This window comes from Exiguobacterium sp. PHA03, assembly GCF_041945985.1.
Taxonomy (GTDB): Bacteria; Bacillota; Bacilli; order Exiguobacteriales; family Exiguobacteriaceae; genus Exiguobacterium_A.
In genome coordinates this window covers 1963274-1984884 of the sequence record NZ_JAUTYQ010000001.1, presented here as the reverse complement: position 1 = coordinate 1984884, position 21611 = coordinate 1963274, and the positions used below count along the sequence as shown (strand labels likewise).

Annotated in this window: 19 protein-coding genes and 1 pseudogene; 13 read left to right on the top strand and 7 right to left on the bottom strand. The window is 36.9% G+C overall.

Annotation, left to right across the window (positions count from 1 at the left end; all coding sequences use genetic code 11):
• Positions 1 to 7 precede the first annotated feature (7 nt).
• From Q7C19_RS10340 to Q7C19_RS10305, 8 genes are all read left to right on the top strand, one after another.
• Positions 8 to 1345: a nucleotide sugar dehydrogenase gene (locus tag Q7C19_RS10340; protein WP_375092081.1), complete on the top strand. Its 1338-nt coding sequence runs from the start codon at positions 8 to 10 to the stop codon at positions 1343 to 1345.
• A gap of 11 nt (positions 1346 to 1356) precedes the next feature.
• The gene (locus Q7C19_RS10335; RefSeq protein ID WP_375092080.1) at positions 1357 to 2346 is read left to right on the top strand and encodes an SDR family oxidoreductase; all 990 of its coding nucleotides are present in this window, start codon (positions 1357 to 1359) and stop codon (positions 2344 to 2346) included.
• Between the two features lie 111 nt (positions 2347 to 2457).
• Positions 2458 to 3603, top strand: coding sequence for a glycosyltransferase family 4 protein (locus Q7C19_RS10330; RefSeq protein WP_375092079.1), 1146 nt, complete (start codon positions 2458 to 2460; stop codon positions 3601 to 3603).
• On the top strand, positions 3596 to 4705 hold the full coding sequence (locus tag Q7C19_RS10325) for a glycosyltransferase family 4 protein (protein ID WP_375092078.1): 1110 nt from the start codon (positions 3596 to 3598) through the stop codon (positions 4703 to 4705). Before Q7C19_RS10330 ends, Q7C19_RS10325 begins: the two co-directional genes overlap by 8 nt.
• Positions 4706 to 4709: 4 nt before the next feature.
• Positions 4710 to 5822, top strand: coding sequence for a glycosyltransferase (locus Q7C19_RS10320; RefSeq protein WP_375092077.1), 1113 nt, complete (start codon positions 4710 to 4712; stop codon positions 5820 to 5822).
• Between the two features lies 1 nt (position 5823).
• Positions 5824 to 7047, top strand: a complete 1224-nt coding sequence (locus Q7C19_RS10315) for an O-antigen ligase family protein (RefSeq protein WP_375092076.1) — start codon at positions 5824 to 5826, stop codon at positions 7045 to 7047.
• Positions 7025 to 7591 (top strand): acyltransferase, encoded by a 567-nt coding sequence (locus tag Q7C19_RS10310; protein WP_375092075.1) that lies wholly within the window; start codon positions 7025 to 7027, stop codon positions 7589 to 7591. The genes Q7C19_RS10315 and Q7C19_RS10310 overlap by 23 nt, the downstream gene beginning before the upstream one ends.
• A 275-nt stretch (positions 7592 to 7866) precedes the next feature.
• Complete coding sequence (locus Q7C19_RS10305; RefSeq protein WP_375092074.1) at positions 7867 to 9156, top strand: hypothetical protein; 1290 nt, start codon at positions 7867 to 7869, stop codon at positions 9154 to 9156.
• 353 nt (positions 9157 to 9509) lie between these two features.
• Here the strand turns inward: Q7C19_RS10305 and Q7C19_RS10300 are convergent, their stop codons facing one another.
• The 4 genes and pseudogenes from Q7C19_RS10300 to Q7C19_RS10285 form a co-directional block, all read right to left on the bottom strand.
• Positions 9510 to 9917: an ATP-binding protein gene (locus Q7C19_RS10300; RefSeq protein WP_375092154.1), complete on the bottom strand. Its 408-nt coding sequence runs from the start codon at positions 9915 to 9917 to the stop codon at positions 9510 to 9512.
• A gap of 416 nt (positions 9918 to 10333) precedes the next feature.
• Positions 10334 to 11367, bottom strand: a pseudogene (locus Q7C19_RS10295) (transposase); the annotation flags it as partial.
• 205 nt (positions 11368 to 11572) lie between these two features.
• On the bottom strand, positions 11573 to 13903 hold the full coding sequence (locus tag Q7C19_RS10290) for a bifunctional diguanylate cyclase/phosphodiesterase (protein ID WP_375092073.1): 2331 nt from the start codon (positions 13901 to 13903) through the stop codon (positions 11573 to 11575).
• 137 nt (positions 13904 to 14040) lie between these two features.
• On the bottom strand, positions 14041 to 14484 hold the full coding sequence (locus tag Q7C19_RS10285; protein WP_375092072.1) for a hypothetical protein: 444 nt from the start codon (positions 14482 to 14484) through the stop codon (positions 14041 to 14043).
• 238 nt (positions 14485 to 14722) lie between these two features.
• Here Q7C19_RS10285 and Q7C19_RS10280 point away from each other — a divergent pair, with 238 nt between their 5' ends.
• Entirely contained in the window at positions 14723 to 15541 is an 819-nt protein-coding gene (locus Q7C19_RS10280) for a tyrosine-type recombinase/integrase (RefSeq protein ID WP_375092071.1), read from the top strand.
• Here Q7C19_RS10280 and Q7C19_RS10275 read toward each other — a convergent pair.
• Both Q7C19_RS10275 and Q7C19_RS10270 read right to left on the bottom strand, forming a co-directional pair.
• A complete protein-coding gene (locus Q7C19_RS10275; protein ID WP_375092070.1) occupies positions 15522 to 16355 on the bottom strand; it encodes a tyrosine-type recombinase/integrase in 834 nt (277 codons plus the stop codon). The genes Q7C19_RS10280 and Q7C19_RS10275 overlap by 20 nt on opposite strands.
• Positions 16352 to 16786, bottom strand: coding sequence for a sigma factor (locus Q7C19_RS10270; protein ID WP_029342674.1), 435 nt, complete (start codon positions 16784 to 16786; stop codon positions 16352 to 16354). Before Q7C19_RS10270 ends, Q7C19_RS10275 begins: the two co-directional genes overlap by 4 nt.
• A gap of 505 nt (positions 16787 to 17291) precedes the next feature.
• On the opposite strand from Q7C19_RS10270, the gene Q7C19_RS10265 reads away from it, so the two are divergent.
• From Q7C19_RS10265 to pelG, 4 genes are all read left to right on the top strand, one after another.
• Positions 17292 to 18344 (top strand): hypothetical protein, encoded by a 1053-nt coding sequence (locus Q7C19_RS10265; protein WP_375092069.1) that lies wholly within the window; start codon positions 17292 to 17294, stop codon positions 18342 to 18344.
• A gap of 36 nt (positions 18345 to 18380) precedes the next feature.
• Positions 18381 to 19238, top strand: coding sequence for a DUF1430 domain-containing protein (locus tag Q7C19_RS10260; RefSeq protein WP_375092068.1), 858 nt, complete (start codon positions 18381 to 18383; stop codon positions 19236 to 19238).
• Complete coding sequence (locus Q7C19_RS10255) at positions 19235 to 19927, top strand: ABC transporter ATP-binding protein (RefSeq protein WP_375092067.1); 693 nt, start codon at positions 19235 to 19237, stop codon at positions 19925 to 19927. The genes Q7C19_RS10260 and Q7C19_RS10255 overlap by 4 nt, the downstream gene beginning before the upstream one ends.
• Before the next feature lie 176 nt (positions 19928 to 20103).
• The gene (gene pelG, locus Q7C19_RS10250) at positions 20104 to 20340 is read left to right on the top strand and encodes an exopolysaccharide Pel transporter PelG (RefSeq protein WP_375092066.1); all 237 of its coding nucleotides are present in this window, start codon (positions 20104 to 20106) and stop codon (positions 20338 to 20340) included.
• A gap of 112 nt (positions 20341 to 20452) precedes the next feature.
• On the opposite strand, the gene galE is transcribed toward pelG, so the two are convergent.
• Positions 20453 to 21472 carry a UDP-glucose 4-epimerase GalE gene (gene galE / locus Q7C19_RS10245; protein ID WP_375092065.1) on the bottom strand — a complete coding sequence of 340 codons (1020 nt, stop codon included), beginning with the start codon at positions 21470 to 21472 and terminating at the stop codon, positions 20453 to 20455.
• Positions 21473 to 21611 lie beyond the last annotated feature (139 nt).

Sequence of the window (21611 nt, the reverse complement as noted above, 5' to 3'; positions counted from 1 at the left end):
TGAAGATATGACTACACAAATTTTATATAAAGATTTATATAAAAGCATACTAACAAAAGAAGCAAGTATTTCTTTGATCGGGTTAGGATATGTTGGGATGCCAATTGCTGTTGCATTTGCAAAAAAAGTAAACGTAATAGGTTTTGATATAAGTAATGAAAAAATTAATTTATATAAAAATGGAATAGATCCTACTAAAGAAGTAGGAAATGAAATAATAAAGAACACGTCTGTAAACTTTACTTCAAATAGCGATGATCTTCAGAAAGCAAAATTTCATATAGTGGCAGTACCTACACCTGTTAACGAAGATCATACTCCAGATTTAACACCAATAATTTCTGCAAGTCGTACTTTGGGGAAAAATTTAAAAAAAGGTACAATTGTTGTTTATGAATCTACTGTATATCCTGGAGTAACTGAAGAAGTATGTGTACCAATTCTTGAAGAAGAATCTGGTTTAAAGTGTGGAGTAGACTTCAAAGTTGGTTACTCTCCAGAGAGAATAAATCCTGGTGACACATTGCATCGACTAGAAAATATCGTTAAAGTTGTTTCAGGAATGGACAGTGAATCATTAGATACCATTGCTAAGATTTACGAATTGGTAGTTGACGCTGGAGTCTATAAGGCTAGCTCAATTAAAGTAGCTGAAGCTGCGAAGGTAATTGAGAATTCACAAAGAGATATTAATATCGCATTTATGAATGAATTATCCATAATATTTAATAAAATGAACATTGATACAAAAGCTGTTTTAGAAGCGGCTGGAACTAAATGGAATTTCATTAATTTTTCTCCGGGGCTCGTTGGTGGTCATTGTATAGGAGTTGACCCTTATTATTTAACATATAAAGCAGAACAATTAGGATATAGATCTCAAATAATTTTATCTGGTCGAAGAATAAATGATGATATGGGTAAGTATGTTGTAGAAAATACAATCAAAAACCTTATAAAGGCTGATATACCAGTTAAATCAGCAAAAGTTGCAATATTAGGATTTACTTTTAAAGAAGATTGCCCAGACATAAGAAATACTAAAGTAATTGACATAGTGAATGAACTTAAAGAATATGGTATATTTCCAAAGATTTCAGATCCTATAGCTGATAAAATAGAAGCAAAAGATGAATATAATGTAGTGATTGATGAAATTGATAATATAAAAGATGTTGATGCTGTAATTTTAGCTGTATCACATAATGAATTTAAGTCACTTAATTTAGATCAAATTTCTAATTGGTTTAATAAGAATAATAAACTTAAAGTTATAGTAGATATAAAAGGTGTATTAAATAAAAATGATCTTGAAAATAATAACTTTAGTTATTGGAGATTATAAGGGGTGAAAATATGAATTATAGAGAATTAGATTTTGAAAAAGATTCATTATTTTTAGTTACTGGAGGAGCGGGATTTATAGGTTCTAATTTATGTGAGGCAATATTAAAGCTAGGTTATCGTGTGCGTTGTATTGATAACCTGTCTACAGGAAACAAAAAGCATGTAGAAATGTTTAGCACTAACGAAAATTATGAGTTTATTGAAGGAGATATTAGGGATTTTGATACTTGCATGATTGCATGTAAAGATGCTGATTTCGTTTTACATCAAGCTGCATGGGGAAGCGTTCCAAGAAGTATTAAGATGCCTTTATTATATGAAGAAATAAATATAAAGGGCACTTTAAATATGTTAGAGGCTGCTCATCAAAACAAAGTGAAAAAATTTGTATATGCTTCCAGTTCTTCTGTATATGGAGATGAGCCTGCTTTACCTAAAATAGAAAATCGTCTAGGAAAAATCCTTTCTCCATATGCACTTACAAAAAAAGTTAATGAAGAGTATGCTGCTCTATATACTAAACTATATGGTTTAGACACTTATGGTTTAAGGTATTTCAACGTATTCGGACGTAGACAAAATCCTAATGGAGATTATGCTGCAGTTATCCCAAAGTTTATTAGCTCATTATTAAATGATAAAGCGCCAATAATTAATGGTGACGGATTACAAAGTCGAGATTTTACGTATATTGAAAATGTAATTGAAGCGAATCTTAAAGCCTGTAAAGCATCATCCGAAAATGCTGGAGAAGCATTTAACATTGCATTTGGAGGACAGGAGTATTTAATTGATGTTTTAAATAAAATACAACGTATATTAGGAAAAAATATTAAACCGATTTATATGTTAGAAAGACAAGGAGATATTAAGCATAGTAATGCGGATATTTCTAAAGCAAAGAAAGCATTGAAGTATGATCCTAATTGGTCTTTTGATGAAGGAATAAATGCTTGTATTAAATGGTATAAAGAAGAACTTTATACTGTAAATCATTAATCTTTAAATAATAAGCAAACAAATGATCTAATTAACAATTTTATATTTAATTATTAAATTAGATCATTTGTGATTTGTGAATTTATTCAAAAGAATTGAAAGGATTTAATTATGAAAAAAATGATATATATTCTAAATCATTATTCTTCAAAATCTACCGAACACTTTTTCCACGTTGTAAATTTATTAGATGAAATTGCTAGTAATGGTGTAGAAATTGTATTAATTATAGAAAAATCAGATAGTATACCGAAAATTAATAATTCCAACATAACAGTAGTATGTCAAAAAGAAACAAAAAAAATTCAAAGATCGATCGAGCTTTTTAAATTATTAAAAAAGTTTACAAAGGAAGGATTTAATAAAATCTTCATTAGAATATCAGTAAGCTCTACTTTGATAGCAATTTTAGCATCTAAATTAGAAAAAGCAGAAGTTTTTTATTGGCAGAGTGGTACTACATATGAAATTGATAAAATGAACAGTGGGAATAAGCTTTCGTGGTTTCTAAAGAAGTATCTTCCATTTAAACTTTTAACGAATAACATTGATTATTTTGTTACTGGACCAGAAAGTATGGCTAATTATTACTCTAAAGTAGTAGGCATAAAAAAACAAAAAATTAAAATTCTTTATAATGATATTGATATTAAAAGGTTTAATAGCACAACTACAAAAGAAAAAGAAGAGTTACGAAGAAGTATGGATATTCCAATAGATCAAAAAATAATTTTAATTGTTCATAGATTATCTCCAGTTAGAAAAACCAATTACTACTTACCATATATAATTGATAAAGGTATTTTTAAAAAAAATAATGCAAAAATACTAGTTATAGGCGATGGACCAGAAAAAAACGAACTATTAAAAAATATCAAAGAAGAAGATAAAGAGGAATTTATAGAATTTTTAGGTTCTAAACAAAATTCTGATATAGAAAAATATTATAAAATAGCTGATGTATTTTTAAATCCCTCTTATACAGAAGGATTTCCTAGAGTAATTATTGAAGCAATGGCTACTGGTTTACCGATTGTTTCTACTGATGCAGGAGGTACAAAAGATTTATTTGGCAAAAAGCAGCTTCCATATATTGTTTTCAAGGATAGTAGAAATGACTTGAAGGACAAGCTTAACATCATGTTAAACGAAAAAATTGATTATACTGAACTTAAAAATGAGAATTTAGAAAGAGTAAAGCGTTTTTCTACAAAAAAAGTAAGTGAAATGTATATAAAGGAGATTTTTTATGAATAATCTTTTACATATTAGTTCAAATGTATTTAAAGATTTAAATAACTTTCATGCGACAAGGAAAATATGGGAAGAATTAGCAAAAGGTTTTGATGAGTATCATATCTTAGCAAGGTCAGAAAACAATAAATACTCGTATACAAAAGATAATAACATTCATTTACATTTAATTCCTAATCTTAAAAATACAAAGTTATTTTTTTTCACAAGTATATACATGAAAAAAATTATAAAAAAATATAATATAAATTTCATGCTTTCCCAATGTTCTATTTTAGGAGGACCACTAGCAACTTATTATAGTAAAAAATACTCTATACCACTAATGGTTGAAATTCATGGTATGGAGTATTTTAGATATTTGGAAAGTAAAAAATGGAGACACTATCCAGTAAAAAAGATAATGTATTATGTTTTTAATAATTCACAAAAAATAAGATCACTATCTTTAGCAATGACGGAAATGCTATCTAATTTTAATATAACTAAAAATGTTGTCGAAATTCCTAATCGTGTAAACATAAAGTTGTTTAATCCTCCAAAATCAAACTATAATATTGATTTCTCTGAAATAAAAATTATAAGCATAGGTAGATTTGTTTGGGAAAAAAATTATGAAATGGCGATTGAAGTTATATCTAATCTAGAGAAAAAATACAACGGAATTTCTTTGACCTTGATTGGAGATGGACCTCTTAAAAATAAATATTTAGATCAAATTGCTTCTAAGAAAGCAAATGTAAATTTGATTTCTTGGAAAAATCAAGAAGAAATGGTTCCACTTTTAAGAGAAAGCGATATTTATATTCAAACTTCTAAGAGTGAAGGTGTTCCGAGAACAATAATTGAAGCAATGGCATTGAAGTTACCTATTATTTCAACTGATGTAGGAGCAATTAAAGGTATTATAAAAAATAATGTAAATGGTATTCTAGTTGAAAATAATAATTCTGAAGTGCTAGAAAATAAAATTATTGATTTAATAAATGATAAAATATTAAGAGAAAAAATGTCTGAAGAAGCGTATAAAGATGTTTTAGAAAATTATGAATGGAATAAAGTATTCACAAAATATAGAAACGAAATAAAAAGTATGAGGTGTTAATACTGTGAAAATACTCCATTACGGATTGAGTAGTAATTCAGGTGGAATAGAAACCTATCTTTTAAAAGTCGCAAATAATATAAATAAGGATGATTTTGAATTATCATTTTTAGATATGACTTCTGAAGGAGTAGCATATAAAGATTCATTTGAGGATTTAGGAATGAAAATTCATAAAATTACTCCTAGAACTGATAGTTTTCTAAAAAATAGACGTGAACTAAATAAATTATTTAAAACAAATAAATTCGATATACTTCATTTTCATGCTAATACTTTGAGTTACATTTCTCCAATTAGTATAGCTTTAAAATATGGTTGTAAAGTCATACTGCATAGCAGAAGTTCAAATGCACCCGATTCGCTAGTAACTAAGTTACTTCATAACGTTAATTTTAAGTTTTTAGATCATAATAATATAAAAAAAATTGCTGTTTCTAAAGAAGCTGGAGAATGGTTGTTTAGAAATGAAGAATTTAAAATATTGAATAACGGAATTGAAATAGAGAAATTCAAATTTAATTTAGATGATCGTAATCAATATAGATCACGAATAAATATAAACGAAAATTTTTTGGTTGGTCATGTAGGAGCTTTCACATATGCTAAAAATCATAAGCAAATAATCAAGATATTTTATGAATTTAAAAAAAATAATGAGAAATCTAAATTGTTACTGATTGGGGATGGAGATAAAAAGAAAGAAATTATACAAGACATTAAAAAGTTAAATTTAGAAAAAGATGTTATAATTATAAAAAATACTTCTCAAATAGGATCGTATATGTCTGCAATGGATGCAATGATTTTTCCGTCTCATTATGAGGGATATCCAAATGTAGTTTTAGAAGCTCAAACTAATGGTCTTCCAATAATCGTATCAAATAATATTACTAAAGAAGTTATAGTTTCCCCAAGATATTATATTAGCAATATTAATAATACAGAAGAGTGGATAGTAAATCTTGAGAAAATTAAACAAGATAATATAAATTTTAGTTTAAGGTACGACATGGAGAAAACGATGAGAAGTCTAAAAAAAGATGTAACAGCAGAAATTATAAAAATTGAGAATCTTTATCGTAGTTTATTTAGTGAAGCTATTAAGGAGCGATGATTTGGATATCAAGTTATTAGTAATAATTATAGTATTTTTTTGTCAGATACTTATTTTTTATAGAAAAGATAAAAGTTTAAAGGGGATTGTACTATTTTTAATTTTTTCTTCGTATGCAATTAAACCTTATATTGAAGATTTTGCAAATATATTAGATGCTTCAATCACTCTTTTTGTTATATTAGGGATATTTTTGATATTATTCTCTTTTCTATACAAAAATAACCGAATAACATTGCACTTGATTAGAACTCCTATTTTTATGATTATATTCTGTGTAATGGTTATTTTAAACGGATTTTATAATGCATTTTATAAAGGTTACATTGATTCTCTGTATATTCAAGGATTAATAAATGTTTCGTATATAACTTTATTAGTATCATTTGTATTTATAGTTTTACGGAGTGAAAAAACTTTATTGAATATACTATCTTCAACAAAATTATCTTTATATATGTTGATTTTTTTTGGACTATATGATTTTTTAATTAACAAATGGGAACGAGTAGGTAGTGACGTGAATCCAAACTACTACGCTCAAATGTTAATTATTTTACTGGTTTTTCATGTGTACTCTAATAACAAAAACTTAAGTGAAAATATCTCTTTATATTTTCTTTCAGTTATTTTAGTATTTTTATCAGACTCATCTAGTGGAAAAATCAGCATTATTTTACTGAGTCTAATTACAATTTTTGTGATACTAAAGATTAAGAAATGGACAATTAATATCTTAGGATTTGTATACGTTTTTATTATTTTTTATTTTATATACAAAACAATAAAAGTATCAATTACTGGGGGAATAATGGATATATTTCTTAAAGATGATTTGTCAAGAGTTTACATATGGCAATATGCTTGGGAATCGATTAAAGAAAATATATGGATAGGTCATGAGTATAATACATTTAGATCGCCATGGAACAATATGTACTTCGTAACCCACAATGATTATCTAAGAATAGCTGCAGAATTGGGTGGGATTTCAGCTATTATTTTTATTTTTTATATATTCTTACAAATAAACAAAATGTCTTTGATTAAAAACAATATGATGTTTTATTTATCTTCATCATTATTTTTTGTAACTATAACTTATTCAATCACACATAATAACATCAATAACTTTATGTTTTGGATCGGAATTATTTTTCCGTCTATTGCTTATATTATTCAATACGAAAAGAGGTATACCGATGAAGATAAAAGCCCTTATTAAAAAAACATTAAGATATTTAATATTCGAACGGAAAAAGCCTAAATTAGGAAAGATAGGTAAAAACGTTATTTTACCGTATACTTCGAATAATTTTGATTATCCTCAAAATATTTATATAGACAACTATTGTTCTCTCGGAAAAGATGTTATTTTACAAGCTACACCATCTTCGAAAATAATTATAGGTGAGGGAACAATAATTGCTCCTAGATGTAAAATGATTGCAACTAATCATAATTATAACAACAACCTAAAAGCTTTACCTTTTGATAATATTAACTATGTAAATGACATAGTAATTGGAAAAGGAGTTTGGATTGCTGAGTCTGCAATTATTCTTTCTGGTATAAAAATTGATGATGGTGCGATCGTCGCTGCTGGAGCAGTTGTTACCAAAGATGTTCCTAAAGGAGCGATTGTAGGAGGAAATCCTGCTAAAATAATTAAATATAGAAATATAGAAATTATTGATAAATTAATCGAAGAAAATAAATTTTATCGTTCAATTGATTGGAGTGAATTTGGTGGGAAAATAAGAATTTAATCATTTATTAGCTACAGTAACTAGAAAAAAATATTATAAGATATAAAATTTTATACTTAATCAATAAAATAAATTTGTTATTGCTATGCAAAAAAATTGTATGTTCAAATATCAGAGATTGTTATGCATGTATTATTATAGTGTGTTAAATAAATCTTATAAAATTGATTTAAAAAGGAGAGGTAATTATTTTTATTATTAAAAGAAAGGATATAGTAATAAGTTTTTTTGGTTATTTCGTTAAATACGGAAGTAACATTATTATTTTGCCTTTTATGGTAACTAATACTTCTTCAAATGAATTTGCTTTATGGTCAATATTTTTATCTATAAACTCTTTTTTACTATTAATGGATTTTGGATATGGAGCAGTTTTTTCAAGATTTGTAATGTATGCATATAGCGGATCGAAAAGCATAATTAAGCCTGAAATCGTAGAAAATAAAAATACAGCTAGCTCATCAAATTATTATTTAATGAGTATGATAATAATTTCTGCGCAAAAAGTTTATAGTAAGTTAATAAAACTATCCTTTATAATTTTATGTATCTTGACATTATATATAATATATATAATTTGGAAAGATTCTTCAGATATTTCATATTTGAAATCAATTACAAGTTGGATTGTTTTTGCTATTAGTATTCTAGTAACGATATCCTCAATGAAAGATGCTGCTATAATGAAAGGACTTAATAAAGTTTACGAACTACAGGAGATAACTATAATAAATTCTATATTGATTATGGTTTCTAAAGTAATATTATTAATTATGAATTTTGGTATTTTAGGTTTATCAATATCGAGCTTGTTGACTGTGATTCTTTTAAAAATTCAATATAAAAGAAAGTTATCTGGTTTGTATACTGAGATTAGTGAAGTAATGAAATTATCTAAAAGAAATTTCGATAAAGAATTTATCACTGAGTTTAAATTTATTAATGAGAAAAGTAAAGGCATGGGTGGTATGTTGATTAGTCAGTTTTTACAAACTCAGTTCATTATTTTTTTGTTGCCTCTGTTTTTAAATTTAAAAACTATATCTGAGTTCACATTAAGTTATCAATTGATTACTACAATATCAGCCTTGGCTTCAATTTTGTTTTCGGTCTATTATATAAAGTTAGGGAACTCCATAATCACTAAAAATATAAAATCTAGTAAAAATATATATAGTAAAACATTCTCGTCTTTTACTATAATCTATTCAATTCTTTCAATTGCTTTAATAATGTTTGGAGATACTATTTTAAATATTATAGGCTCAAATCTAAATATACTTCCATTCAGTGAATTGTCTGCTTTATTACTTTACGTATATGTATATCAAATAGTACAAAGAAGTACTTCTATTATTTCGTTATCAAATAATCAAAAATTTGTAACGAGTTTGATTATTTGCAGTATTATATCTAGTATTGGACTTGTTGTATTACTACTTATTAAAGTAAACTTTGTAGGTGTTTTAATTTGGATGATTGTAGTTCAAATTTTATATAATTTTTGGAAATGGATTTTTGAAAGTTATAAAATTTGCTTTGATTTAAATATTTCTAAAAGTTAATAAAAAAATGTTTACTTAAATACTATTTTTTAAATCTGGAAGGATTATTTAGAAAAGGCGAAGGTCTATTTATTATAATGAATTAATCTGAAGTTTTGAGATAATATAAAATATCTTCGGAGTTGTGCACTTTTTTAAATGTACTAACATCGGAGGTGTTTTGCTTGGGCAAAACGTATATTTAAGCGAAGTGAAATGGGCATTAGTCAAAGGTAAGCTGAGTGGGGATTTAATGACGAAAGAGATCATAGAGAAGTACGGCATCAAAAATAAATCGCAAGTCAAAACATAGTGTGACCGTCAAGAAGAAAAGTCATTTCGCGATGATTTAAGCACAATACTGTTTAATCATTTTACATGTGCCGTAAAATAGTGTCGACGTCAAATAGAATTTGACTTTTTTCTCGTTTAATTTTTACAGTTCTGATGAAAATAAGTTCTTTCGATTTCTCATAGCGATGTAAGAGACGATCCAATATGGAAGTCGTGATTCCTTGATCCCCAATTAGCTCGCCCCATTGATCTGGATTTTTATTCGAGGTCAAGATGATTGATGAGATGTAAAAATAGCTTAGCTTCTCTCTAATCCATCGCATATACATCAAGTTTTCAAAGATGGCGAGATCGGCTTCCCTTAAACGCTCTAGTTGAACTTTAGGCTTTTTCGAAAACAATAAGTGTACCAATTCACCCATCGTAACGAAAAATACTCTGTATCCACGTCTAGCAGGTTTTAATCCCAAGCCGCCCGCTAAAAACATTTTATCGACGCCAAGCGATCCGAGTAGGATTAAGTTGTAATGCTGGCTGCTCAAGCAAACTCAACTCAATCAACTATCGGTCCATCAGAGCCGTTTGTTCATCAATTCTAAATTCAGATAACTGCTTCAAAAAAGGCAAGAGAGTCCATTTCATACGTCGTTCTAGACTCGTCACTTCTAGTAAGATCTATGGAAGCGCATCGGCGGTTTCTGCCAACCTTAATTGTTTGAACTACTGTTGTGAGTCGGTCACGGTCTGGTTCATCACACGTCTCTTCTCAAGATACTGACATATATGCTGAGCGGACGAGTGCTCACTTGGATATCAGAAACGTGTTCTCTAATAGGGATACGTGATTCAACGACTGGTCTAATTGCGCACTATAGTCATGGATGAAATCTTGGATGACATTTAACTGGTCAAGCTTGTAGCGCGGGAATTTTTTGCAAAGTTCCCCCAAGTAATGCGTGGCTTTTCCATATCCTTAAAGTGACCGACCGATCGTTGTTCGAACTCGTCAAAACCGGATGAACGGTCCCTTAGATGATGACGACTTTGGATCAACTTTCCTCTTTTTGAACTGACGGGGTGATCTACAATCACTTTCCCATCCGATTGTGTCCGAATGAGTAGTCGGTTCGCGTCGGTCAACTCAATAAAAACATTATTGGTCGCATAGGAAGAACAGGTCTCGGGAGGAACTAAATAACGATTGAAATGATATCGAATCGTATTGTTCTTAATCACGTTCCTTGCTATATTCGACACATAGGTATTTTCATATGAAAGTAACGAATGGACCGGTTGTAAGTGTTATTTTTCAAAGGAGAACACTTCTGTTGCTCTTTTTTCATTGTCTGGTGGACATTAGGATTTCTCCTGCGTTTACACTCAACGTAATGAGATAGTCCTGATCATAGACGATTTCGGTTGTCAGTTCCCCATAGAACCTGGAGGGCTTTCATGGAAACATATGGAATCTTGTGTCGTGAAAGGTCTGTTCTGCTACTCTATATATTTCATGCGAGAGTAGGCGAGTACGAAAGCGATTAAGTATAACTTGATTTCCTTGTTCTTTTTCTTCTTTTGCTTCGTTTCTCCACAGTCGACTTGGAGTTGCTTTCCCATTGGTTGTTCAGGAATCGCTTCGTATTGACGTACCTTTCGTTTTTTATCGATTCGATACACTTCGCGTATTTTTCTGACGTATGTCTTGACGATGCTTTCGCCTAATGTGAGCTGCGGATATCTTTTCCAATAACCAATCGTTGATTTGAGCGCTAATGAGATGCGGGAAATCTTCTAACTAAGCTATTTTCCAATCTTTATAGAAATCCAACTGGATTACGATAATACTTTCTAATGTCTCTTCATTTCGTCGAAAGTCATGTTCAAATACTTATAGACCGTAGGAATAGAAACTTTTAACTCTTTCACAATTTGAGCCATCTTGAATTTTCTTTAGTATAACTGATAGATTTTGATACGTTGATACTTAACATTAACTTTTCCTCCAACGTTTTTCCCTTCAGATCAAATATAGACTCTCACCATTTTACTAGAGTTCAAATAATTTGAGCAAAAGTGTAAAGTACTATCGAACAAAAACCCTCAACTTATTTCTAGCGGTTACATGGAATTCATGACGAAAAAATTAAGCACTTCCGCTCGATCGTAATAAATTTAAATATCCAAACAGATCCTCTTCTTTCAACGGTCGACTGAAATAATAGCCCTGGAAATAATCACAGCCTTCTTGCGCGAGCCAATCTGCCTGCTCCGACGTTTCAACCCCTTCAATTAAGACCTCCATCTCTAGATTATGTCCAAGTTGAATCATCGATTGAACGATAGCTTGTAGATTCTTACCGTCAAATAACGAACCGATAAATGAACGATCAATCTTCAACAACTGAATTGGTAATGAACGAAGATGCTTGAAGGACGAGTAACCGGTACCGAAGTCGTCAAGTGAGACACGAATACCGAGTTCCTGCAGTCGCGCTAATTTTTCATAGGTCGCCGTCTCATAGGATAAAGCAGCGGACTCCGTAATTTCGAGTTCCAAGTACGCCGGATTCATTCCTGTCTCCGCGAGAATCATTTCGACGCGACGTAAGAATTTTTGACTCGCGAACTGAAGTAGCGAGACGTTGACAGCAATCGAGAACGGTTCTGGTGTCAGGTCTTGCCACGCGACCCAGCGCAAGCAGGCAGTACGTAACACCCAGTCACCTAGGGCATGAATCGCTCCCGTATTTTCAGCGACGGGAATGAACTCAGCTGGTGAGACGAATCCAAGCTCATCATGCGTCCAGCGTGCCAACACTTCAACACCGGTCATGCATTCCGTAACTACTGCAATCTTTGGTTGATAGACGAGCTCAAACGCTTCTGCTTCGAGTGCCTCCGTCATGAATTTTTCAATCTGGACAGTCCGTAAGATATCGTTTCGGTTCTCGATCTTAAATTCCTTGATCGTGTTTTGCGCTTCAGTAAACGAAGCATGTAGTGCCAGTTTTGCATACTCGATCAGTTCTTCCGCTGTTGTGGCGTCTTCTGGGTAATGACTGATTCCAGCGCGCATCGTCAGCGTAATGACCGTTCCATTGATATCAAATGGTTGCGATAGGGCAGCGTAGCACTTCTCGGCTTTTTGTGTCGCTAGCTGACTCCGCTCATCAACCAGGAGAACGAGGAATTCGGATGAATCAAGGCGTGCTAGGACATCACGGGCATGAATCGTCGCTTGCAGACGTTCTGCAATTTGCAGCAACAGACTCTCGACGCCTTTATGTCCGAGCATATCACTTAGAGAACACCAGCGATCCATGCTGAGCGCGAGACACGAAATCGGAATTCCTTGTCTGATCTGATCCTCGATATACAGCGTGATTTTGTCTCGATTCGGTAAATCCGTCAACCGGTCATGAAAGGCAAGGTGTTCGAGTTGTTGCTGCGACGAAACTTGATCGGTGACGTTGCGGAAGAACCACAATGTCTGATTCAAGTTCTCGCCTTTTAGCGGATGATTGACGACTTCAAGGATACGTTCGTCGACGTGTAGCATCTGTTTCGTATGTTCGGGCACATCGAGACGTAACGTCGAGTCATGTTCCGTTAAGTATGAATGACGGTTCGGGAAAAAATCATGGAACAGCGAGTTGGCATATTGAATTAGACCATCAGGATTCGTCGTCACGACACCATCTTCGGTTGATCCAAGAATCGTCGCTTGGATGAAATCACGCTTACGTAACTGGAGGTCAAACAAGACGGAAGCGAAGAAAACGATGAACAAAAAGAGCGTGACGATCGAGACAAGCCTCAACAGCATCGTCGGTTCGATGACTTGATCACTCGTAAACGATGGAATCATTTGAAACTCTAAACCGAGCATTCCGACGTGATGCATCCCGGATATCGCGATGCCCATGATGAGAGCAAAAAAGACTTTCGTTTGCACCAGCATCTGTTGTTTTGCGTAACGCGAAAAGAAACCGATCCAGAGTGCGGTCCAAGAAGCAGCAATCGCAATCAAGATCGAGAGTAAGACGTAACCCGTGTGATACTGCAGTTTCATCCCTTGTAAAGCGGCGATCCCGACATAATGCATGCCAGCAATCGCACTGCCCATCAAAAAACCACCGAGGACGAATGATTCACGAGACATCTGGCGCGCGACGAGATAAAAGCCGAGGATACATCCCGTCATCGCGATGATGACCGACAAGAAGACGAGTGGGAACGAGTAGGTCGCATCCTTCAATGTACCGTGACCAAGCATCGCGACGAAATGCATCGACCAAATACCAAGACCTAAAATCGATCCACCGGCAATCAACCAGAGATGTTTCGAACGATTGGTCGCTGTCTTGACGCGTCCCGCGAGTTCGATTGCGATATAGGCGGATGTTGCGGCAATCAGATAGGAGAGCGTGACGAGTAAAAAGTCAGTATGAGCATGCATCGTATGGGTTGGCATGATGGAAGAAGTCACCTCGGCAGATTGGAATGTTTAATCGAATGGTAAAGGTGTAATGTAGATACCCTTTTTCATTCAATCATATACATTTTTTTCAAATAACATCTGACGGGTGAGGAAAAATCAAAGCGTATCGACTAGAGGTGGAGACCGACGAGGATTTTATGATCCATTAATTTCGTATACTGGAGCGTATGAAAAAATGGATTTCCGAAGTCGCATGGTTGGAGATGGACATGAATCATGTGATAGCTGTATGACAAGTTGGGGTTTGCCTTTAGCAGGTTCAAAATCGTTTGTTCTTGGGATTCTGGGCTGATGTCGTAGATATGGAAAGAGATGATGTTATGACAGATACGAAACGGGGCGATCGTGAGGATGAACGGCTTATGATGAGCAAATCGCTGTTTTGTTGAAACAGTCGAACCGGTGATGACGAGCTCGTTGGGGGTGATTCGTAATTTCGGGTGCCAGAAGTCTCTGAATTCGATTGCGATGATGTCGCGCAATTCTTCTTCCGTCACATACGTCGTGACGAGAATATCTGATGGATTGCCAAGATAGTCGTTATCCGTATTCATATGTAAGCTCCTTTATCGATTATTGGAGGGAATCAATGCGCTGTCGTTCAGGGTAAAGAAAGGTATGTGTTCTCTCCTGCTCTACAGAAAATAGATTCAATACGATTGTAACTTTTTTCCTTATTTTTGTTTTTCGTGCATTGATTGTTTAGGGAAAGCGATTCTTGATATTTTATCGGAAATCAATCGTGTACTCCATCGGCTGTCATGTCAGTCCCTATAAAAGGAGGAACCAGCTATGACCCACTATGACTATCTCGATCAGTATTTAATGACCGACTGCTCGCGGTCAGCCCATACGATTAAGGCATATCGGAGTGATCTTCGACAAATGCGCTTGTATCAGATTGATTGGTCAGTCGCGTCCTTACGACGCTACTTTCACTGGATGAAAGCACATTATAAGCCGTCGACGATCCTGCGACGGTATCATGTCTTACACCGACTCGGAAACGTCCTCGTCGAGCGACGACGGATCAAAAAGAATCCGATGGTCGAGATCCGTCCGATCGTCCATCAACGTCTTCAAGACGAGACCTACCACGATAGTGAAGAGTTGATTCCGGTAATCCGACAGATTCAAGATCCAACCTATCGCCTCTTCTTCGAGGTGCTCAGCCAAACGGGCCTCCGCTTCATGGAGGCCCGTTTGTTGACGGTTCAGGATTTCGATTTAGTAAAAGGTGAACTGTACGTTCGTTACGGCAAAGGCGGGCGGACACGAACCGTTCCGATCGGGGAAGCACTCCGCGATAAGATCAGTCTATTTTTAGCGGAGCGCACGACCGGCTACTTATTTCAGTCCGTTACTGGACGGATGGTTAACGAACATGCAGCGAGAAAGGCACTTCGCGAGGTGGGATTCACACATCTAGGGCGTCACGTCCGTCCGCACATGCTCCGGATCGCCTATGCGACCTATCTCTATCAACAAGCCGGTTTGAAGCTGCTTGATATAAAACGTCTGCTTGGTCACGCCAGCATCGCAACGACGGAAGGATACATCCGCAGTCAGACGAATCACGTCCGGGACGTCCTCAATCGTCTGTCCGCTTGAGTCGATTGACTGACGCATGGGCAATGTCGTGCGATGGTAAGACGTAGTGCTGCGTCGTCCGGACATCGCTGTGACCAAGCAAGCGCATGATGGTCAGAATGTCCGTCTGATGCACGTGATAGAGTGTCGTCGCGAACGTGACCCGGATATCGTGCGGTCGCAGGATCCGTCCGAGACATTGTTCACTTGCTTCTTTTAGGACACGACGAAACTTTGCTGGATTGACCGGTCGTCCACTGTCTTCGCAAAATAATGGAAGTGCATTAGGACGAATCGTCTCGATATAGCGCGTCAGGACATCGCGCAACGCATGATGCAGTGGAACCTGACGTGATTGATCACCTTTACCGCTTCGGACGAGCACTTGATCGCGCGCAAAGTCGACGTCTACGAGCCGTAAGTCACGGGCTTCTGAAAACCGCAGTCCCGTATGCAAAAGAAGAAAGCTAAAGGCATAGACAGTTTCGTCGCAAATCGTCTCGAGGACACGGTGGACGTCGTCGTACGTGAAGGCAAGTCGTCGATGAGGTGCAGGAACCGGTTTTTTGACGCGTGCTAACGGATTCGTTGGGAGCGAATGTTCCGCGACCAGTTGATCGAACAGGATTGAGAGGGCATGTAGTCGTCGTGCGGCAGTTGCTGGAGCATAAGTGTCGCGTAGGAACTTACCATAGCGTTGGAGCGACGGAAAATCGATCCGTTCGACGTGGCGACAGAGATGCCGTACGTCCGAGCGGTAGGCTTTTTTCGTCAAGGGACGATAGTCCGCCTGTTCGATGATCGCGAGTAAACGTTCTTGGTAATAGATCATCATCCGAGAAGGAATTGGACTTTCTGCCGGAGTTCCGACTTCAATGAACGGAGTCGTGCCGGTGAGTAACCGAGCGTCTCTTCCGTGCCGTGCATCAAGGCTTCGAGAAACGTGTACTCTTTATTCGACAGATCTCGTTTGAGTTCACTGAGGAGATAATGAAAGGAGACGTTCGGTGTGCGAGGAAGCTCCGGCATCGTCTCGACTGCGACTTCAGTCGCAAGCGTCCGGTTCCGAGTCGCTAAGTAATCGAGCATCGCGCCTTTTGCCCGGATCCGAGCGAAGGTGACAGTCATGACCTTTCCTTCTTCGATTGATTTCCAAAGTCGGAGTAGGGCGGCTTGCCGGCATTCATCATGTTCATTCGGGTGGATCGAGAGGCGGGACAGGAGGGAGTTGACGAGGGGAATCCAGTTACGTAGTAAGTCATTCATGGGTATCCGTTTCTTCAGATATGCATATCTGTTATGTATTCCGCGGTAGTTTTAGTATAAGTAGAGTTATCCTGAAAGCGATCGCGCTAGAATGCGGGTTTAACTGAAGAGAACTGGTAGATTGACAAGGAATTGCATCACCTACGCTACTTAAAAGTTGAAGAAACCGTTGGCATGATTGAAGAAATGAGGCGTTGCGTCGAGCGGATAACTCTACTTATCCGCTGGGGTGTTCGGAAAAAAAGAAATCAGTATCGTTCTACCAATCGAAAGATAGGGAGTAAGTCATGGAAAAAAAGATAATTAAGGAGGAAGTCTTCCTAATTCACTTATAGTCCTTAGATTCCTAGTTGTAAAAGAGAAGCGAGTCTGCTGATTTTAAGGAATAGATGGCTATTGTTTTTAAAAGACGCATTCTGTCGGATTGATTGATAAAATTACATCTTTTGGTTATTCATGTTTCAAGGTAATCTGAACGGATTACTAAAAGATGGGAGGAAACCGGATGAAACGCTTGAAGTTAATGATTCTAACCGTGATGGTGTTTACGAGTCTGTTCATCATTGGAGAGAGTCGGATGCTGACACTTGAAGGATTCGGAGAACCGTTCGTGTCGACGACAATCTATCCGAATCCGAAGATTTCGGAACAACAGATGCTAGCAGATATCGAGCGAGCCGCGACGAAACATCAGGTCGATGTCTTCACCTATGAAGAGACGCCTAATCGAACGCTTTCCAGTACGAAGACGATTTACGGGACGGCTGATACCGAAGCGATGTTTGCTACCCGCTCGATCCAAGAGCAGGTCTATCAAAGCGTCTTTCTCGGTGATATCACGTTCCAGTTCAAGCCGTTATCCGAGCATCCTGCCGTTGCTTATACACCAAACTTCTACGGGATTGGTTCAGTCGCTGCCGTAAAGGCGTTTAAGATGGAATTGATCGATACATACGCGGGGAATCATCCGCAACCTGGTTATAACGAGTCGGCAGAACTGTACCGCATTTTAGGCGTATTCGCACTTGTTGCGATCATCACCGTGTTACTGACATTTTATGAGCTGGCTGTCGTCAGAAAGGAACTACTTGTTCGTCTATCGATGGGCGAATCGTTAGCCCGTTGGCTAACACGTTCGATTATGATAGACTCCGGCATTTTGTCGCTTGCGTTCATCGTTAGCTTTTTGACACTCCGTTTGTTCACACCGATTGATCCGTACCTGATGCTGTTCAGTGGCTTGATGGTTGGATTGATTGTCGTAAACGGACTCGTCTATCTCCGCTTACGACGCTTGACGATCAAAGAAGCATTTTCGAATGGTCAGCGTTCGAACAAATTACTAGGCTTTACATATGGAATGAAATTCGCAACAGCGTTCTTGACGATCTTGATGCTCTCGAGCAGTATCACGGTCATCGCCGAAGCCGTGACGATCTATGAACAACGTCCGTTCTTTGAAGCGAAGAAAAACTATTCGTATACCTACATCGGTCACAAAGTAACGTCTCCGCGCTTTTCGGATGAAAAAAGTTCCGACATTTCGGAACGAATCTAGACAGAACTGTACAAACGCTTTTATGATGACTTAAAAGTGACATTGAGTACCCCGATTAACAGCTTCACGACGGCAGACCAACCGACCATCTTGATGAACCGGACAGCATTTAATGAAGTTGCCGGGAAATTTGAGAATAGTTCTTCCGTCTTGAAGCATGAGCTGACGTTCTTTGCGCCAGAGGGGGTGTTCATTCCAGCGAAGGCGACCATTGATAGTGGACTTCGTGAACTCGGACTCGGGGCGTATCTGGCAGATTTCTATCCAGTCGTCCGCTATCAGGAAGATTTCGAAACCGTCGCGATTGATCAAAATCTTACTAGCGGGAGTACACTCATCGATGATCCGTTACTCATCGTCGTCAATGAAGCAAAGCAATCGAAAGTACCGAAACAACTGTCAAATGTCTTATTCGCTGACATCCTGGACCAAGAAGCCTTTCAAGACTATGTCGTGAAGAAACAGATGACGAATGAACTCGTTTTGCAGACGAATGCGTGGGAGAAGTATCTTGGTGTTTGGGAAGCAGCGAAACGATTGATGAATATGAACCTGATCTTTGTCATTCTGATTCTTAGTCTGGAGTTACTCGTCATCTGGACGGTGCTACGACTCGAGTATCAAGTGAATGCGATCAAGTTATCAGTTCAGAAAGTGATGGGATATAGTATCTGGCAGAAAAACCGACGCCTGATCGTGTCGACGATGGGGATTACGCTTGTCAGTACACTAGCTGTAGCGCTTACTGCCTATATCCTTGAGTTTTCTTCACCAGGGCTACTGTTAGCTGGAGGAGCACTCTTGCTACTGGCCGAAGGAATCTTACTGATTTGGCTGATTCGAAAGATTGGACGGGCGAATGTCCAACGCATCTTAAAGGGGGGAAATCTATGATTGAAATCCGACAACTGACTAAATCATTTCAAGGAAAAACCTTATTCGAAAACCTATCGTTGACGATTTCTCAGGGTGACTTCGTCATCTTTTCCGGTCCGAGTGGATGCGGGAAAACAACGCTACTCAACATGATTGGGGCGCTAGAGCCAATTGATACAGGAACAATTGTCGTTGATGGAAAGGACATCACGAACAAGCGCAATCAACTGACATACTTCCGGACGAAGCTTGGCTTCTTGTTTCAGAACTTCGCACTCGTCGACCAAAAAACGGTTCGGCAGAATCTCGAGATCGTTCAAAAACGCTATCGCTCGGATAAGACGATTGAAGAAGTGCTGACTGCTGTTGGATTAAGCGACAAAATCGATCAAAAAGTCTTTATGTTGTCAGGTGGGGAACAGCAACGGGTCGCATTAGCTCGATTGATGCTGAAGCAATGTGACATCATCTTTGCGGATGAACCGACGGGCTCGCTTGATCAAGCGAACGCGGAGCGGATGATGGCGCTGTTACAAGAGCTGAACGATCAAGGAAAAACGATCATCCTCGTCACACATGACGAAGCGATTAAACAACAAGGGAAAAGGTTAGTGAAGATTGGGCGACGAAACGAACGATGCGCTGTTACTTTCGAAATAAATCTTCATAATAATATTGATAAGAAACACTCGGTTGCGCCTAGATAATGATTGCATAAAGATGAGGAATACTGAAATACGTGAAGAAGTTTAAGAATACTTAAGCGATTTCGGTGAAATAGGTGTGTATATCCAAAAGAAAGTTCCCAATTTTTTGTTAACCGTAAATCACAACAAAAACTCCATTTTACACGCTGGACGGTTTTCCCTACATAAGATGGAGTTTGTTCATCTTCTTCTTTGCTAATGGAATCTTAGCCTTGTTGATCTCGCCGTTCGGCTTTTCTGAATACGGTCTTAGCTTTTCGATCGAATCGACCTTGACGTTCGCGTTTGCGATGATGCGACTTATCCGGTACGTCTCAGATATTAATTATCATACATTTTGTCGAATGATTTTACTGCCAGGATCGATGCGCTTCACCCAGCGGAGTGACCGATTGAACCGCTTTTGGATGTGAAAGTTGCCCGTAAAAAGCTTTCTAACATCCGTTCATCTATTTAAAAAGGAGATCAATTTCCGAAATGGATTCGGAAATTGATCTCCTTTTTATGTGTGTAGAATGAAATCTTTTATCGTCTACATTGTTTTTGATAACCGTCTGGATTATTTGATTGCCAGCGCCAAGCGTCCTTACACATCTCAAATAAGTTTTTCTCCGCTTTCCATCCAAGTAAACGTTCTGCTTTTGAAGCATCCGCATAACATGAACTAACATCTCCCGGTCGTCTTGTCGTGATCTTTCGGTCGATTTGCAGGGAAGTCGCGTCTTCAAATGTCGCAACAAGTTCAAGAACACTTGTTCCTTGACCCGTTCCTAAATTGAATGCCTCAATACCAGAATGATCATGATAAAGCGCCTTGATATGCCCTTTTGCCAAGTCGACAACATGGATATAATCTCGGACACCAGTGCCATCTTCGGTGTCATAATCATTTCCAAATATTTGGAGAGTATCTAATTTACCTGCAGCAACTTGCGTCACGTAAGGCATCAGGTTGTTCGGAATACCATTTGGATCTTCACCAATGAGACCGCTCACATCCGCGCCAATTGGATTGAAATAGCGGAGTAACGTAATGTCCCACGTTGGATCAGCTTGAGCGATATCTTCAAGGATCTGCTCAATCATGAGTTTCGTCGCACCATAAGGATTTGTTGCAGATCGCGGAGCAGATTCCGTAATCGGTGTCGTCTCAGGCACACCATAGACTGTCGCGGACGAACTGAAGACTAGCTTCTTAACGTCGTGACGACTCATCACATCTATCAAAACAAGCGAGCTGATCAGATTATTTTGATAGTAGAATAACGGCTGTGATACAGACTCACCAACTGCTTTTAAACCAGCAAAATGAATGACGGCATCAATCGAATGCTTTTGGAAGATGTCTCCTAATAACGATTCATTGCGAACATCCATCTCGTAAAATGTGACAGACCGTTTCGCGAGCTGTTCGACACGTTCGAGGGCATTTCGATGACTATTACTTAGATTGTCGACGACAATGACTTCATGACCCTCTCGTAAAAGTTCGAGACACGTATGGCTGCCAATATAACCAGCGCCTCCAGTTACTAAAATATTCATATTTTGTCCTCCGTTTAATTCCATAATTTATATAATAATAACATAGAAGTAAGGGTTTTTTTATTGATTTTTTTCTTTTATACATTTTTAGTTCTTCTGGATAAACTGTCCGTTCTATTCGATCATGAAGTGTCAAGGA